Annotated in this window: 18 protein-coding genes and 2 pseudogenes; 18 read left to right on the top strand and 2 right to left on the bottom strand. The window is 31.7% G+C overall.

Going from position 1 to position 17100, the window contains the following annotated elements:
* Nucleotides 1–43: 43 nt before the first annotated feature.
* Nucleotides 44–184, bottom strand: coding sequence for an anti-repressor SinI family protein (locus tag MVE64_RS05385; protein WP_247344452.1), 141 nt, complete (start codon nt 182–184; stop codon nt 44–46).
* Nucleotides 185–559, bottom strand: a complete 375-nt coding sequence (locus MVE64_RS05380) for an XRE family transcriptional regulator (protein ID WP_247344449.1) — start codon at nt 557–559, stop codon at nt 185–187.
* Nucleotides 560–934: 375 nt separating this feature from the next.
* Here MVE64_RS05380 and MVE64_RS05375 point away from each other — a divergent pair, with 375 nt between their 5' ends.
* From MVE64_RS05375 to MVE64_RS05295, 18 genes and pseudogenes are all read left to right on the top strand, one after another.
* Nucleotides 935–1642, top strand: coding sequence for a YveK family protein (locus MVE64_RS05375; RefSeq protein ID WP_247344447.1), 708 nt, complete (start codon nt 935–937; stop codon nt 1640–1642).
* Nucleotides 1643–1659: 17 nt separating this feature from the next.
* A complete protein-coding gene (locus MVE64_RS05370; protein WP_247344444.1) occupies nt 1660–2331 on the top strand; it encodes a CpsD/CapB family tyrosine-protein kinase in 672 nt (223 codons plus the stop codon).
* Nucleotides 2332–2572: 241 nt separating this feature from the next.
* Nucleotides 2573–2728, top strand: a complete 156-nt coding sequence (locus MVE64_RS05365; RefSeq protein WP_247344441.1) for a hypothetical protein — start codon at nt 2573–2575, stop codon at nt 2726–2728.
* Between the two features lie 20 nt (nt 2729–2748).
* Nucleotides 2749–4572 carry a polysaccharide biosynthesis protein gene (locus MVE64_RS05360; protein ID WP_247344438.1) on the top strand — a complete coding sequence of 608 codons (1824 nt, stop codon included), beginning with the start codon at nt 2749–2751 and terminating at the stop codon, nt 4570–4572.
* An 18-nt stretch (nt 4573–4590) separates the two neighbouring features.
* A complete protein-coding gene (gene galU, locus MVE64_RS05355) occupies nt 4591–5478 on the top strand; it encodes a UTP--glucose-1-phosphate uridylyltransferase GalU (protein ID WP_247344435.1) in 888 nt (295 codons plus the stop codon).
* A gap of 39 nt (nt 5479–5517) precedes the next feature.
* Nucleotides 5518–6670: pseudogene (locus tag MVE64_RS05350) on the top strand (glycosyltransferase family 4 protein).
* The gene (locus tag MVE64_RS05345; RefSeq protein ID WP_247344433.1) at nt 6655–7773 is read left to right on the top strand and encodes a glycosyltransferase family 1 protein; all 1119 of its coding nucleotides are present in this window, start codon (nt 6655–6657) and stop codon (nt 7771–7773) included. The pseudogene MVE64_RS05350 and the gene MVE64_RS05345 overlap by 16 nt, the downstream one beginning before the upstream one ends.
* Nucleotides 7770–8672 carry a glycosyltransferase family 2 protein gene (locus tag MVE64_RS05340; RefSeq protein WP_247344430.1) on the top strand — a complete coding sequence of 301 codons (903 nt, stop codon included), beginning with the start codon at nt 7770–7772 and terminating at the stop codon, nt 8670–8672. Before MVE64_RS05345 ends, MVE64_RS05340 begins: the two co-directional genes overlap by 4 nt.
* 3 nt (nt 8673–8675) lie before the next feature.
* A pseudogene (locus tag MVE64_RS05335) lies at nt 8676–9753 on the top strand (EpsG family protein).
* Between the two features lie 18 nt (nt 9754–9771).
* Complete coding sequence (locus MVE64_RS05330) at nt 9772–10362, top strand: glycosyltransferase (protein ID WP_247344428.1); 591 nt, start codon at nt 9772–9774, stop codon at nt 10360–10362.
* The gene (locus tag MVE64_RS05325; RefSeq protein ID WP_247344425.1) at nt 10332–10901 is read left to right on the top strand and encodes a glycosyltransferase; all 570 of its coding nucleotides are present in this window, start codon (nt 10332–10334) and stop codon (nt 10899–10901) included. The genes MVE64_RS05330 and MVE64_RS05325 overlap by 31 nt, the downstream gene beginning before the upstream one ends.
* Before the next feature lie 50 nt (nt 10902–10951).
* Nucleotides 10952–11083 carry a YwzD family small protein gene (locus MVE64_RS27340; RefSeq protein ID WP_281730457.1) on the top strand — a complete coding sequence of 44 codons (132 nt, stop codon included), beginning with the start codon at nt 10952–10954 and terminating at the stop codon, nt 11081–11083.
* A gap of 39 nt (nt 11084–11122) precedes the next feature.
* The gene (locus tag MVE64_RS05320; RefSeq protein ID WP_281730494.1) at nt 11123–11737 is read left to right on the top strand and encodes a sugar transferase; all 615 of its coding nucleotides are present in this window, start codon (nt 11123–11125) and stop codon (nt 11735–11737) included.
* Nucleotides 11734–12384 carry an acetyltransferase gene (locus MVE64_RS05315; RefSeq protein ID WP_247344422.1) on the top strand — a complete coding sequence of 217 codons (651 nt, stop codon included), beginning with the start codon at nt 11734–11736 and terminating at the stop codon, nt 12382–12384. Before MVE64_RS05320 ends, MVE64_RS05315 begins: the two co-directional genes overlap by 4 nt.
* A gap of 1 nt (nt 12385) precedes the next feature.
* A complete protein-coding gene (locus MVE64_RS05310; protein WP_281730456.1) occupies nt 12386–13549 on the top strand; it encodes an aminotransferase class I/II-fold pyridoxal phosphate-dependent enzyme in 1164 nt (387 codons plus the stop codon).
* 28 nt (nt 13550–13577) lie between these two features.
* The gene (locus MVE64_RS05305; protein WP_247344421.1) at nt 13578–14768 is read left to right on the top strand and encodes a glycosyltransferase; all 1191 of its coding nucleotides are present in this window, start codon (nt 13578–13580) and stop codon (nt 14766–14768) included.
* 16 nt (nt 14769–14784) lie between these two features.
* Complete coding sequence (locus MVE64_RS05300; protein WP_247344418.1) at nt 14785–15354, top strand: glycosyltransferase family 2 protein; 570 nt, start codon at nt 14785–14787, stop codon at nt 15352–15354.
* A 604-nt stretch (nt 15355–15958) separates the two neighbouring features.
* Nucleotides 15959–17083: a glycosyltransferase gene (locus tag MVE64_RS05295; protein WP_247344417.1), complete on the top strand. Its 1125-nt coding sequence runs from the start codon at nt 15959–15961 to the stop codon at nt 17081–17083.
* The last annotated feature ends 17 nt before the right edge of the window (nt 17084–17100 follow it).

Genomic DNA, 17100 nt, shown 5'->3' with positions numbered 1-17100 from the left:
GTTCTAAAGAAAAAAAGCAAATAAAAGACCGGAAAATGGCCTTTTATTCATGAGAAGCTACCTGCTGGTGAAGGAACTCTTGGACCTCACTAAAGGATAAGCCAAGCTGCTTTGCTTCTTTTATTAATTCTATCCATTCTACATCTAATTGCTCGTAATTTAGCTTTTCCTTCACAACATTCATTCAGCTGTCCTCCTGGATAAGGTTTTCGTTCGTCTTCTTTGCTTCTTTCCATTTTCGAAACTTCAAATAATCCCTAAACTCTTTAAAATCTTTTTTACTCATGCCTTCTTCAATTGCCTTATTCAATAATTTACTCCATTCCTCATCAAGAACAACCTCTTTCGATAGATCCTCAGAAGGCGAAGGACCTAGTAGCACTTCAATCTCTGTCTCTAGAGTTGAAGCGATCTTTCTTAAAAATTGAAGCGAGGGATTTTTCTGCACATCTCGTTCAATATAGCTTAGGTAAGATTTTGACACCCCTGCTAACTCAGCTAATTCTGTTATTGAATATCCCTTTTCCTGCCTCAACTCCCTTAAACGTTTTCCAACCATATGGTTCTCCTTATCCTATAACAAGAATTGTCAACAAGTTCATTATAAGGAACATTTTGTTCTTAATAAAATAACAAAAACATATGAATGGAAGAGATATCATGAGGAAATAAGAATAAAACGTTCTTTTTAACGAAAAAACAACTGAATTTAAGAGTTTTTTTAAATTAATTAAATCGGATATAGTTATATGTATATTGGAGTAAGCAGTCATATGTTTAGGTATTGTTTCCTAAGAAAATAGAAATAAATGAGATTTTGAAAATTCTCTTAAAAGGATTGACTTGTTCTTTATAGTGAACTATTCTATAGTTAAGAAAACAAAAATGAGATTTTCTATAGTTCTTATTTAACAAAAGTGGGTGAAAGAATATAATGTCTAGCTTACAAGAGCTTGATGATAAACAAGTAATGGAACATAAACCAAAAGAAATTAACATCAGAGAATTATTTTTAGTACTTAAAAGATACATGTGGATCATCCTACTGATAACTGCTGTCTCAACTTCTGCAGGGACCTATTATTCACTATCTTCGTACAGTCCACTATTTCAATCAACTGCACGAATAATAATTAACGCAGATAGCAGTTTGATGTCAACTCTTAAAGTAATTATTCAAGACACAACTGTGTTAGATAAAGTGGTTAAAAAATTAAATCTTCCTTACTCTCCAGAAGTTCTTAGCGGAAAGATCATGGTTGCTAATATTGGTGACTCACAGGTTGTGACAATCACTATTACTGATGCTGATTCAAAGCAGGCGGCTATTTTAGCAAATTCGGTTGCGGAAACATATAAAGAAGAGATCCCGAGTATTATGGGTTTTAATGATGTTAAACTTTTATCTCAAGCAAAGGAAGTTCCGTTTCCAATTAATGAGGACAAAAACAAGCCAATTATCTTTGGCTTTGTAGGTGGAATAGTAGTTAGTATTGGAATAGCCTTTCTACTAGACTCCTTAAATAATAGTGTAAGAAAAGAACATGAAATTGAAGAATTATTAGGCCTACCTGTCCTAGGAACAGTGCCCAAAATGAAAAAAACAAATATGAAAGAGAAAAAAACATCGTTTAAAATTTAAATACGGAGGTGAGACAATTGGTTCTTAGTCTATTAAACAAAGAAAAAGCAATAAAAGAAATGACAAGACGCCAATTTGTATCACATACATATCCTAATTCCGAAATAGCTGAACGTTTTCGTACTATAAGAACAAACATTCAATTCAGTACATCTAATAAAAAACATCAAATGTTGATGATAACTTCACCATCTAACGGAGAAGGAAAAACTACAACAGCTGTTAATTTAGCTATTTCGATCTCACAACAAGGTAATAAAGTTTTGTTAATAGATGCAGATTTAAGAAGACCAAAACTTCAACAAACATTTAACTTAAGGGAGTCAGAGGGATTAACTGATGTTTTGATGGAAGGGATCTTATTAGAAAAAGTAATTTTTAATACGCAGATTGGACAACTAGATGTACTTTCAAGTGGAACAATTCCTCCTAATCCTGCAGAAATCATTGGATCAAATGCAATGACTCGTTTTCTAAGAGAAGTAAGAGAAGAGTATGATACGGTAATAATTGATTGTCCACCAGTGCTTGAAACGACTGAAACTAAATTATTAGCAGGACAATGTGATGGTGTCGTGTTAACAGTAAATAGTGGAAAAACAGATCAAGAAAAGGCTGTTGAGGCTAACAGATTATTAAAACTTGTACGAGCTAATGTATTAGGCGTTATATTGAATGAAAGGGAATAAATTTATGCAAAACCGTTCTTTATAAAGAATTTTTTGTGCGAAATATGTAAGAAAGGTGATGTCTCCTTGCCTTTATCAATGGAGGCACTCGGCCATGCTGTGGGTTTAAAAAACCTTAGACGCGAGTCGTCAAGAGTGTGGTGTGAGGGAGGGTTAAATGCCCATATTATTAAAATGATTACCTATATTTCTCAAGTTTCGAGATTTATAGGTAATCATTTTAGTAAAAGGAGCTGATGATATGAAGGATTTTGATCGATACCCAAAGGTCATGAAAAAGCTCTTGCGCTACATAAAACAGGATGCCTCTATAGACCAGCTTGAGCAATTTAAAAAAGAATTAGATTATGCTATACAAAGAAGAACTATGATCATAAAGAAAACATCGCAAAATTAAAGAGGAAGGAGTGAGAAACCTTGTCCTATCTTAGCCGAATTTGGTTACTTATATTATTAGATTCTATTATTGTTATATCTACAATTTATTTTAGCCAAGCTTTAATAAATCCAAGTATGGATAATTTATCACTTCATGTTTTTATTAGTTCTATTACTTTATTATTCTGTCACCATTTCTTTTCATTTGTTTATAAGCTTTATAAAAAAGCATGGGAATATGCGAGCATAGGAGAACTTATAAGTATTTTTAAAGTTATTAGTTATTCAATTATCGTAACTGCTATTGTACAACAAATCGTACAAAATGATATTTATTTTAGAATTTTAGCAATTACTTGGATGATTCATTTATTGCTAATCGGAGGTTCACGGTTTGTTTGGAGAGTTTACCGAGATACATACTTGCAGCATTCAATAAACCAAAAACGAACATTAATAATAGGAGCAGGAGCAGCCGGAACTATGGTTGCTAGGCAACTGCTACAAAATCACGATGCAGAGCTTAAGCCGATTGCATTTATTGATGATAATGTAAAAAAACAAAAATTAGATATTTTAGGTATTCCAGTGGTCGGTGGTGTAAAAGAAATTGACCGTTTCACGAAAGAACTAAATATATCGAACATAGTCATTGCCATACCATCTCTAAATAAAAAACAGCTTAACCATATCTTCAAAGAGTGTGCAAAAACCTCTGCTAAGACTCAAATGATTCCAATGCTTGAAGATTTGTTAACTGGAAAGGTTTCTGTTAATCAATTTAGAGATGTACAAGTTGAAGATCTGCTAGGACGTGAGGCGATTGAGCTAGACATTACTAGTATCAGTGATTATGTCACCAATAAGGTAGTTCTTGTTACAGGAGCAGGAGGGTCAATTGGCTCTGAAATTTGCCGGCAAATTTCTTCTTTTGATCCTAAAACAATTATTTTATTGGGACATGGAGAGAACAGTATTTACACGATTGAAATGGAATTAAAAGAACGATGTAAAAACACTGAGATCGATATCATTACTGAAATTGCGGATCTACAAGATAATGATAAATTAATAAGAGTTATGAAGCAATACAAGCCTAACGTTGTTTATCATGCAGCCGCTCATAAGCATGTCCCGCTAATGGAAAGAAGTCCTGAGGAGGCTGTAAAGAACAACATCATTGGAACTAAAAACATCGCAGAAGCCTCACGTCTTAATGGTGTAGATACCTTTGTAATGATTTCAACGGATAAGGCTGTAAATCCTACGAGTGTAATGGGATCTACAAAACGACTTGCAGAGATGATTATTCAACATTTTGATCAAATAAGTAAAACAAGATTTGTGGCTGTCCGGTTTGGAAATGTTTTGGGAAGTAGAGGAAGTGTCATTCCATTATTTAAAAAGCAAATCCAAAAGGGTGGTCCAGTAACTGTTACACATCCAGATATGGTTCGCTACTTTATGACCATCCCTGAAGCCTCTAGATTGGTTATTCAAGCTGGAGCTTTAGCAAAGGGTGGAGAAATATTTGTATTAGATATGGGTGAGCCGGTAAAAATTGTTGATCTAGCGAAAAATCTAATCAAACTATCTGGAAACAATCTTGATGAGATTGGTATAGAATATACAGGTATGAGACCTGGTGAAAAGTTATTTGAAGAGCTGCTAAGTAGTGAAGAGGTTCACGAAGAACAAATCTATCCCAAAATATACATCGGTAGAACATCGGAATTATATATTGAAGAAATAGAATATATTATCAAGAATTTTAGATCTCTGGATCGTGAACATTTAAGGAAGTCTCTTCTGGATCTAGCAAATACAAAAATTACTTACAAAAAGAAATTAGTTTCAGTTTAAAAGAGGAGCGTGTCGAAAGTGAAAGTAAGAAAAGCAATTATCCCAGCTGCAGGACTAGGTACAAGATTTTTACCTGCTACAACAATGCCGAAGGAAATGCTTCCAATTGTTGATAAACCAACGATTCAATACATTATAGAAGAAGCAGTTGAATCAGGAATTGAAGATATTATAATTGTGACGGGGAAAGGAAAACGTGCAATTGAGGATCACTTTGATCATTCTTTTGAACTAGAACATACACTAGCTGAAAAGGGAAAAATTGAGCTGTTAAATGAGGTGCAAAAAGCCTCAAAATTAGTGGATATCCATTATATTCGTCAAAAGGAACCACGTGGACTAGGGCATGCAATTTGGTGTGCTAGAAAATTTATTGGAAACGAACCATTTGCTGTTTTATTAGGCGATGATATTGTTAGAGCAGAAAAACCATGCCTAAAACAAATGATTGATCAATATGAACGGTACAATGCTTCAATTATTGGTGTTCAACATGTAAAAGATGAAGAGGTGTCCAGGTACGGTATTGTCGATGCCGCAGAAATAGGAGAACGCTTCTATAATGTAAATCATTTAGTAGAAAAACCAACACTAAAGAATGCTCCATCAAATTTAGCGATCATGGGTCGATACATTTTAAGTCCAAAAATTTTCACCATGCTTGCAGAACAAAAACCAGGTGCTGGTGGAGAAATTCAACTAACAGATGCCATTGCAGCACTAAATCAATTCGAAGCTATCTATGCTTACAATTTTGATGGAAAACGCTATGATGTTGGAGAAAAAATGGGTTTTATCCAAACAACTATTGAACTTGCATTAGAACGCGAGGATTTAAGATATGAACTTTTAAATTTTCTAAACAATATTTTAGAAAAAGAATATACAGAAATTTCAAACACTTAAATTTAAGTGTTTTTTCTGTTTTATAAGGGATGATTCAAAGTGGCAAATAAAGTTTTGTTTTGTGCGACGGTTGATTATCATTTTAAAGCTTTTCATCTACCAATCTTGAGATGGTTTAAAGAAAAAGGCTGGGAAGTTCACATAGCAGCGAGTGGTGAAATGGACTTACCCTACGTTGATCAGAAGTTTAATATACCGATTCAACGATCTCCATTAAAAAAAAAAATTTAGTAGCTTTTAAGAATTTAAAATCAATTATTAATGAAAACGAATATAGAATTGTACACTGTCACACTCCGATGGGGGAGTCCTTACAAGACTTGCCGCAAAACAAGCTCGAAAGAACGGAACTAAAGTACTTTATACCGCCCATGGATTTCACTTTTGTAAGGGGGCACCATTAATTAATTGGTTGCTCTACTATCAAATTGAGAAAATACTTGCTAGATATACTGATTGTTTAATTACGATTAATGAGGAAGATTATCAAAGAGCTATAACACATCGTTTTAAAGCAAGAAGTATAGAGCATGTTCACGGTGTGGGTGTTGACACAGATCGTTATAAACCTCTGAGTGAAAAAGAAAAGTTAGAAAGAAGATTACAATATGGTTACACGCAAAATGATTTTTTACTCTTTTATGCAGCAGAATTTAACAAAAATAAAAATCAACAATTATTAATTAAAGCTCTAGCTGAATTAAAGCAAACCGTGCCTGATGTAAAACTTCTTCTAGCTGGAGAAGGTATTTTACAGTGTTCATGTAAACAATTGGCTATAGAGCTAAATGTCCAAAATATGATTGAGTTTTTAGGGTATCGAAAAGACATTGTCGATCTCCTGCCTATGTGTGATGTAGCAGTTGCCTCAAGCTTACGAGAGGGTCTTCCGGTGAATATTATGGAGGCAATGGCATGTGGGTTGCCAGTAGTGGCCACTGAGAATCGTGGGCATAATGAGCTTGTCAATGACCTTTCAAATGGATGGATTGTAAAGCCTGATGATATTAAAAATTTGGTGGGGAAAATAAAACATTTAACACAAGATAAACATCTAATAAAAACATTAGGTGTGAATGGGCGCAATAAGATTGAAAAAGGGTATAGTATCAAAACTATTCTTAATGAAAATAGTCTTCTATATGAAAGGTACATGAAAGAAATGGAGGGAATTAAGTGGAAAGCCCAATAAGAGTTCTGCATGTAGTAGTAAATATGAATCGTGGGGGAGCGGAAACTCTAATCATGAATCTATATCGAAACATGAATCGATCGAAGATACAATTCGATTTCTTAACTTGTAAAGAAGGAGTATTTGATCAGGAGATTAAAGAGCTTGGTGGCATAATACACCGAATTCCTTACATTTCTGAGAGTGGACATTTTCAATACATAAAAAACTTAAATAATTTCTTTAAAACGAATAAAAATTATAATATTATTCATTCTCATATGGATAAGATGAGTGGTTTTGTCTTAAAGGCGGCAAAAAGGGCTAAAATTCCAGTAAGGATAGCTCATAGCCATAATACTAAAAGTGAAGGAAGTTTTATAGCGAGGCTATATAAAAACTATGCTGGGAGTAATATAGTGCAACATGCTACCCACTATTTTGCTTGCTCAACTTTAGCAGCAAAATGGTTATTTAATTCAAAAATACAATCTACTTTTTTTTTGAAAAACGGAATAGAGGTTGAGAAGTTTTCATATGACAAAGCGATTAGAAAAATAGTTCGTTACGAGCTAGATATAGAGGATTCAAGTACAGTGATCGGCCATGTAGGTAGATTTAACCATCAAAAGAATCATCACTTTTTAATTGATGTTTTTTTTGAAGTATCTAAAGAAAATAGAGAGGTTTACCTAGTACTAGCTGGTGATGGGCCACTACGGAAGGAAATTGAAGAAAAAGTACAAATATTAGGCTTAGACCAAAGAGTGATTTTTGTAGGAGTAAGAAGTGATATTCATTGTTTACTACAAGCTTTTGATTTATTTATCTTCCCCTCATTTCATGAGGGACTACCAGTAACATTAATTGAAGCTCAAGGTGCTGGATTACCATGTATAATCTCAACAAATATTACAGAAGAGGTTGATATGGAACTCGGATTAGTTAAGTATTTACCTTTAGATGATACAAATCTATGGATCAATGAGATAGGTAGGTTAAGTAATCTCAGCAATAACAGATTAATGTCACCTGAAGCTCTTACCAATCAGGGATATAATATAAAAAATACTGCTAAATATATGAATAATCTTTACCAAGAAATAGGGAGTTGGAATCCTTGAAGAGACTAACGATATTTACTCCTACCTATAATAGAGCTTATTGCTTAGATATCTGTTATGAAAGCTTGGTTAAGCAAACAAATAAAGATTTCTTATGGATGATTATCGATGACGGTTCAAGTGATAATACAAGGGAAATAGTTGAAAAATGGATAAAGGAAAATTTAGTTCAAATCCAATATATAAAGCAAGAAAATCAAGGAATGCATGGTGCCCATAACACTGCTTATGAAAATATACAAACTGAATTGAATATATGTATCGATTCTGATGATTATATGCCAGTGGATGGAGTTGAAAAAATACTTCATTTTTGGGATAAATACGGGAGCGAACAAGTGAGTGGTATTATTGGTTTAGATTCATTTAGGAATGGTAAGGTTATTGGTACACGATTACCTGAACATTTAGAGAAATCTACGTTATTTAATCTATATAATAAGCATCAAGTAAAAGGAGATAAAAAACTAGTTTTAAGAACGGAACTAACAAGAAAATATCCCTATCCAATATTTGAAAATGAGAAATACGTTGGCTTGGCATATAAGTACCATAAATTAGATGAAGTATATCCAATGCTCTTAATGAACGAGGTACTATGTATAGTTGAATATTTGCCTGATGGATCTTCATTAAATATGCTAAAACAATATAGAAATAACCCAAATGGATTTGCTTTCTATCGTAAAGAATTAATGAAACTATCTTTTGTAGATCTGAAATTTAAATTTAGGCAGGCAATACACTATGTGTCTAGTAGTATTCTGTCTAAGAATGGAAATTTCATGAAAGAATCACCTGAAAAATTGTTAACTCTTATGGCACTACCCTTTGGTCTTCTATTATATTTTTTTATTATGTCTAAAACAAATATGCAAAGTAATAGGTTGAAAGGATAAAAAATGAATGTACTCTGGGCTTTACTTTTTATTGTGTTTATCTTTTCCTTTCTATCAAGATATATTGCTCTTTTTAATGTGGGCCCAGGAGGGACTTCACAGCACTCTAAGCCAAATAAACTACTGATATTCTTAGTTTTATGTAGTTTAGTATTAGTATCCGGGCATCCGAAATAATATAGGTGATACGTATTTTTATATGCATGAATATGAGACACAAAGTTTTACTTGGAACAATGTAATGGAAAAAAAAGATCCAGGTTTCGCTATCTTACAAATGTTACTTAAGAATGTAACTGATGATCCACAATTATTATTATTAGTTACAGCATTGGTTACAAACCTGTTAATTGTTCTTACTTTATATAAGTATACTAAAATGATTGAATTAAGCATCTTCGTATTTATTGCTTCTGGAATGTTTGTAGTATCAATGAACGGAATTCGACAGTATTTAGCAGCTTCTATTATCTTTTGGGCAACAAAATATTTAGTAGAAGGAAAGTTTAAACATTATTTCTTCTTAGTCTTATTTTCTTCAACGTTCCATGAAAGTGCTCTAATTCTTATACCTATTTATTTTATTGTTCGAAGGGAAGCGTGGACAAAGGTAACATACTTATTATTGTTTGTTTCAATTTGTATCGTTTTAGGCTTTAATCAATTTTCGCAAATTTTATTCACAGCTATCGAAGATACCCAATATGGAGGCTATAAAAACTTTGCGGAGGGTGGAGCTAACATAATGAGGGTTTTGGTGGATTCTATCCCTATCTTAGTTGCATATTTTGGTAGGCATAAATTAAGATCAATATGGCCGAAAAGTGACATCATTGTAAATATGTCAATAATTGGCTTACTGTTTATGATTATTGCAACTCAAAATTGGATTTTTGCAAGATTTAACATCTATTTTAGTCTATATAATTTAATTTTAATTTCGTATATTATTTACTTATTTAAAGAGAATAATAGAAGGTTTGTTTATTATGGCCTGTTAGTATGTTATGTTATGTATTTTTATTATGAACAAGTTATATCATTAAATCTTGATTACAATAGTGAATTTTTACAATTATAAACCAAGAGAGGAAATAAAATGAATGTTTTAAACCATCCAAAAAAAGTTTTACATGTAGTTAGTGCTATGAACAGAGGTGGAGTAGAAACTCTTATCATGAATATTTATAGAAATGTAGATAAGAATAAAATACAGTTTGACTTTATTACTCATAGAGAGGAAGTATGTCATTATGACAAAGAAATAGAATCTTTAGGAGGGACTATTTTTAGAATACCGAGTTTAGGAAAAGTTGGCCCAATAAGATATCTAAGAGAAATTACTAATATTTTGAAAGAAAATGATTATGTTGCTCTTCATGCTCACACGGATTATCAATGTGGGTTTCCTGTATTAGCAGCTAACCTTACTGGTATTAAGAAGAGAATTTCTCATTCTCATAGTAATAATTGGGGATTCGGAAACAGTTACAAGGCAAAAATTAAATTAAGTATGTTACGAGCATTAATTCGATACAATTCTAATGAATTTTGTGCATGTAGTGTTGAATCTGGGCAATTTCTTTTTGGTAATCAAAAGAGAAATATTCGTATTTTTAAAAATGGAATTGACATCAAAAATTTTCAAATAATACCCGATTGTTATCAAAGTGTGAGGGCTTTGAGTTAAATATACCCAATAGCTCCAAAATATTAGGCCATGTAGGAACATTTTCTAAATCAAAGAACCAACAATTTATACTAAATATATTAAAGGAAATAATCAATTCAAGGACTGATATATATGTAGTCTTTGTAGGTGAGGGACCATTAAAAAAGGAAATAGAAACAGAGGCAAAACGTTACAAACTAGAAAATCATGTTAGATTCCTTGGTGTTAGAAACGATATTGCTAGGCTAATGCAGGCATTTGATGTACTATTATTTCCCTCAATATTTGAGGGATTTGGTATTGTTACTATCGAGGCACAAAGCTTAGGAACACCCTGTATTGCTTCTAATAATGTGACAACTAAAACAGATATGGGTTTAGGCATAATTAAATACTTAGCTCTGAATAGAAATGTAGAGGAATGGATTCAAGAAATTTCCAACACGTTTGAGTTTGAAAGACAGGACCAAGAGGAAATAATGCGACATATAGTCGGTAATGGCTATAATATTATTGATATTATCCCAGAATGGCTATCTCTGTATGGAGAAATTTAGTTGCCTCAGCGTTCTTTATTAAGAAAAGTTTTGATGGAAGGAGGATATTTATGAACCTTACACAAAAAGAATTAAAGGAGATACTAATAGAAAGTTATTTAAAAGGTGAAGAAGTTCAAAATATGGAGGTCATAGAAATGATTGAAAAGATTAAAGAATATTTTTTATCACGTGAGAAATAAATTAGTTCTAAATATTAAAAAATAGAGGTGTTATTTATTATAAAGCGATGTTGTGATGTTATAGTTGCTTCTTTGTTATTTTTTATCTTTTTACCTTTCATGTTAATAATTGCACTAGTAATAAAGTGTTTTTTAGGCTCTCCTATAATTTTTATTCAAAAAAGATCTGGGTTATATGGAAGGCCCTTTTTTCTTTATAAGTTTCGATCCATGACTAATAAAAAGGATAAAAATGGTGAATTATTACCTGACTTTGATAGGTTAACCACTCTTGGGAAGTTATTAAGGAAATATAGTGTAGATGAATTTCCTCAACTGATTAATGTTTTCAAGGGAGATATAAGTATAGTTGGTCCAAGACCTTTGCTAATGGAATATTTACCACTATATACAGAAGAGCAGTTAAAAAGGCATAAAGTTAAGCCAGGGATTACTGGTTGGGCCCAGATTAATGGTCGAAACGCTATTTCATGGGAGGATAAATTTGAATTAGATGTTTGGTATGTTGAACATCAATCGTTTTTCTTAGATTTAAAAATCTTATTTCTTACAGTTATAAAAGTATTTAAAACAGAAGGGATTAATCAACCAGGAAACGTTACTATGGAAAAGTTTAGAGGTTCAGAGACTACTATAAAAGAGGGACATGGATGAAGATTGTCATTATTGGTCAGGGTGGGCACAGTAAAGTAATAAATGACATAATATCGTTATCTAACGAACATGAAATAATAGGATATTTAGATGATAAGTATGAGGATTTTTCAATAACCAATAAAGGAATAAGAGGACCAATTTCTGCAGCATTTAAAGCAATAGAATATAATAAGAAAATTAATTTTGTTATTGGTATAGGAAACAATAAGAAGAGAAAAGAAATTTTTGAATATCTAGAGCTTCCCTTGGAGTTATTTGCAACATTAATTCATCAGTCAGCTATAATAAGTCCTAATGTTAAGATTGGTAAGGGTACTGTCATTATGGCTAATACGATTATTAATTCAGATGCTTATATTGGTCACCATTCTATAATAAATTCTGGATCTATTATTGAACATGATAATAGAATTGGTGATTTTGTTCATGTTTCTCCTAATGCAACATTGACGGGGAATGTAAAAATAGATAAAGGAGTTCATATTGGTGCAGGTACAACCATTATTCCAGGTATTCAAGTAGGTGAATCCACAATAATTGGTGCTGGTGCAACAGTAACCAAGAATATTCCGGCAAACTGTATTGCAGTAGGAGTTCCTGCAAAAATTATTAGTAGCAATACTGTTAAGAAAGTAGGTGTATAGATTGATTAATACAACTTCTAAAAAAAGAATTTTTCTATCCTCGCCTCATATGAGTGGAAACGAATTGAAATATGTTAATGAAGCATTTGAATCAAATTGGATCGCACCATTGGGGCCAAATGTTGATTTATTTGAAAAAGAAATAGCAAATTATGTTGGAGTCAGTGAAGCTGTTGCAGTAAGTTCTGGTACCGCAGCAATTCATTTGGCTCTTTCTTTATTAGATGTGAAAAAAGGCGATAAAGTTTTTTGTTCCAGTCTAACGTTTATAGCAAGTGCTAACCCAATAATTTATCAAAGTGCAGAACCTGTTTTTATAGATTCAGAGCCTGAGACGTGGAATATGTCACCTCAAGCACTTGAATTAGCTCTAAAAGAAGCTTCAATAGAAGGGAAGCTTCCTAAAGCTGTAATTGTTGTTAACCTCTATGGACAAAGTGCAAAAATGGATGAAATTACAAAAGTGTGTAAATTCTATGAGGTACCTATTATTGAAGATGCTGCTGAATCACTTGGCTCTACTTTTAAGGGTAAAGCTAGTGGTTCTTTTGGGGAGTTTGGTATTTTTTCATTTAATGGAAATAAAATTATTACAACATCCGGAGGGGGAATGTTAATTTCTAATCATAAGGAACTTATTAATAAAGCACGTTTTTTAGCCACTCAAGCAAAAGATCCTGCTCCTCATTATGAACATAGTGAAATCGGATTTAACTATCGAATGAGTAACATATTAGCAGGAGTTGGACGTGGGCAATTAGAGGTATTAGATGAAAGAGTATTAAAAAGAAGGTTAATATTTAATAAGTATTTTCAAGAACTCGCATATATTCCCGGTATAAAATTTATGCCTGAATTAGAAGATACTCGATCAAATCGATGGCTTACAGCTTTAACCTTAAATGAAATAGAAACAGGAATTTCTGTAACATCTCTATTAAATATTTTGGGAAAGGAAAACATTGAAGCAAGACATGTTTGGAAACCTTTGCATTTACAACGTATTTTCAAAGAGACTAAATATTATTCTCATCAAGAAAATGAGAGTGTATCAGAGCAATTATTTAAAACAGGCATTTGTCTTCCTTCGGGGTCAAATATCACTGAAAATGAACAAATGAGAATTATAAATTGTTTAAAAGATAGTTTAAAAGTTAAGGTTTGACTAAAATAATAAAACCTAGGTGATATTAATGAAAAATGTATTAATAGCTTCTTTTGATATGGAAGTTGGTGGAGTGGAAAGAAGTCTTATAAGCATGTTAGAAAATTTCGATTATCAGAATTATAAAGTTGATCTTATGTTATATCGGCATCAAGGAGATTTTATGAATTTAATTACAAAAAAAGTAACTTTATTAAAGGAAATTTCACAATATTCTACTTTTAGAAAATCAATTACTGAATTATTTAGAGAAAAACAATTTGCAATTGGGTTATCGCGAATGATCTCAAAATTTAATGCTGACCTATTAGGAAGAATAAAATCAATAGATGAACCAGGATATTATCAGATGCAGCTAATGTGGGAGTACGCATTACCTTTTTTACCTAAACTAAAAACTGAGTACGATGTAGCTATTAGTTATTTATGGCCACATTATTTTGTTGCAGAAAAAGTTCAGGCAAAAAAGAAAATTGCTTGGATACATACAGATTTTTCAACAGTAGAAACAGACATTCAAATGGATTTAAAAATGTGGCGTAAATTTAATTACATAATAGCTGTATCTGAAGCTTGTAAAACTTCATTTTTAAAGAAATACGAGGATTTAGAAGATAGAGTAATAGTTGTAGAGAATATAACTTCTCCAGAGTTTATAAAAGAAATGGCAAACGAAGAAATTAGTAATCTGATTATTCAGGATGATAGATTTAAAATAGTGACAGTTGCCAGACTTTCTCATGCAAAAGGGATAGATAATGCAGTTAAGGCCTTGAAAATTCTAAAAGAAAAAGGGTATAAAAATATAGCTTGGTATGTAGTAGGATATGGGGGAGAGGAAAGAATGATAAGAGAGTTAATTACAGACTCCAACCTTAATGATAGCTTTATTCTACTTGGTAAAAAAAACAACCCATATCCATATATAAAACAAGCTGATTTATATGTCCAACCTTCAAGATATGAAGGCAAGGCAGTAACTGTGAGTGAAGCACAGATTCTTACGAAGCCAGTAATGATTACAAATTATACCACAGCAAAAAGTCAGCTGAAAGATGGAATTGATGGATATATTACTGAGTTATCAGTTGAGGGAATAGCAGACGGTATTGAAAAATTATATCAAGATTCAATTCTAAGAAATAAGTTAGTGAGTAATTGTGAAAAGAGTAACTACCAAAATATCAGCGAACTTAATAAATTATATAAAGTAATCTAGGATGGGGGCAATGTTTTTGCATAAAGTAAGTGTAGTTGTTCCTATATATAATGTAGAGAAATATATTCATAAATGTATAGATAGTATATTAAACCAAACATATGAAAATATTGAAATTATATTGGTGAATGATGGATCTCCAGATAATTGCGGACAAATTATAGAATACTACTCGAAATTGGATTGTCGGATAAAGGTTATTCACAAACAAAATGGAGGTTTATCTGACGCTAGAAATCATGGTATGAAGTATGTAACGGGTGAATTTACATTATTTGTTGATAGCGATGATTGGTTAGAAATCAACATGATTGAGGAACTGGTCAAAAATAGTATTCACTATAATGCGGATATTGTTCAAGTTGCTTTTTATTACGCATATGAGGATTACATACTATTTGATGATCGTTATTTCTCAAAGGATGATCCTCCGTTTCTTTTGAATAATTCTTCTCTAATGTACGAGTTATTAATAAATGAAAAAGTTAAAAATTTTGCTTGGGGTAAACTTTACAAAACTAATTACATTAAAAATATTCCTTTTAAAAAAGGAGTTTTATTTGAAGATGTATACTGGGGAACATGAAGTAATGCATCGAGTTAGTAGCTATGTTATTTTAAACCAACCTTTATATTATTACTATCAAAGGAGTGACAGTATAGTCTCAACATATACTGTGAAAAACTTAGATATTATTAAAGGGTTAAAAAAAGGCATGAATTTATTGAAAAGCATTATGAAGGCTTAACAGACTTTTCTTATAAAGAAATACTAAAGGCTAGTTTAATTAATTATAATTTATTACTAATAAATAGAGATAAAGACATAGGAGGTTTAAATAGACAGGAAATTAAAGAGTATATTAATAATAACTATTCTGTTTTAACTAAGGCAGTTAAAGGTGATAAACAATTATTAATACAATTAGTATTATTCCATATACATCCCTACTTAAATGTGATTCCACCAATTGTAAATAAGGTTTTGAGAGAGTTAAGGATAGTTCAGGGACCTTTAGGACTAAAACGAATAAATCTCACGACTAATGACTAAGAATTATTTTGCTTAGGAATTAGTGAAATATGAACAAATAATGCTAAAAAAGTTAGTAGGTGTTAAATATTAATGAAAAAAAACTATTATTTGTTATAGAATCTTTAGAGTGTGCTGAAGAAAGAGTTTAGTTACATTGTTATCATTACTTGATTATTCTAAATTCTCGGTTGATCTAATGCTTTTTGCTCATGGTACCTTACTAGAGAAACTAGTTCCAAAACAGGTAAACATTTTAAAAACATTGCAATACACTAAATTTTCAAATCTAAATATTAAGGAAGCTTTGCTATATTCAGTAAGGAACGCAGACTTTAGAATGTTATCTTCCAGAATAAAATATTCACTTTTGATTAGAAAAGAAAAATACAAAGACGAAAATGTACAGAAAGCAAGAATTTATTGGCAAAGTGTTTCAGATGTTATTGAGAGTAATCCTGAAAGTTATGATGTTGCTATTAGTTATTCACAAGGAATACCCACTTTTTATGTTGCAGATAAGATAAAAGCAAAAAAAATTGCGTGGGTAAACACTAGTTATAAATTAGATGAAAAAGAAAAGAAGTTCCAAAAGAAATTTTATGATTGCTATAACAAAATTGTTGCAGTGTCTTCATCAGCCAAAGAGATATTATTAGAAACATTCCCTAATTATTCAGATAAGGTAAAGGTTATCTATGATATAAATAATCCTAAGTTTATATATGACATGTCTATTCTAGGAGACGGATATGATGACAAATTTGATGGTATAAGAATATTGACCATTGGTAGATTAGCTGAAGGGAAAGGTTACGACATTGCATTAGAGGCGTGTAAAAAACTAAGAGAAAAAGGTATTAATTTTAGATGGTATGCATTAGGGAAAGGTCCATTAAAAGAGGAAATTGAAAGTTATATAAAGGAAAATGATTTAGTAAAAGATTTTATCTTATTGGGAGTTGAATCTAATCCATACCCATACATAAGAAATGCCGACATTTATGTACAAACATCCAGGTTTGAAGGTTTTGGACTAGCAATTGCTGAGGCGCGAATGCTAAATATACCAGTAGTCACTACTAGGTTTGATGCAGTTAATAATCAAATGATAGATGGCAAAAACGGGATTGTTGTTAATATAAATTCTGAGGATGTTAGTCAAGGCATTCAAAAATTAATAAATGATGATAAGTTAAGAGAAAACATTGTTAAATACTTACAATTAGAAAAAAAAGGGAATATAGAAGAATTAGAAAAGTTTTATGAAATAGTAGAATAATATCACAAATGAAAGAG

Source organism: Metabacillus endolithicus (genome assembly GCF_023078335.1).
In the GTDB taxonomy this organism is placed as follows: Bacteria; Bacillota; Bacilli; order Bacillales; family Bacillaceae; genus Metabacillus; species Metabacillus endolithicus.
This window is presented reverse-complemented; position numbering and strand designations above follow the sequence as displayed.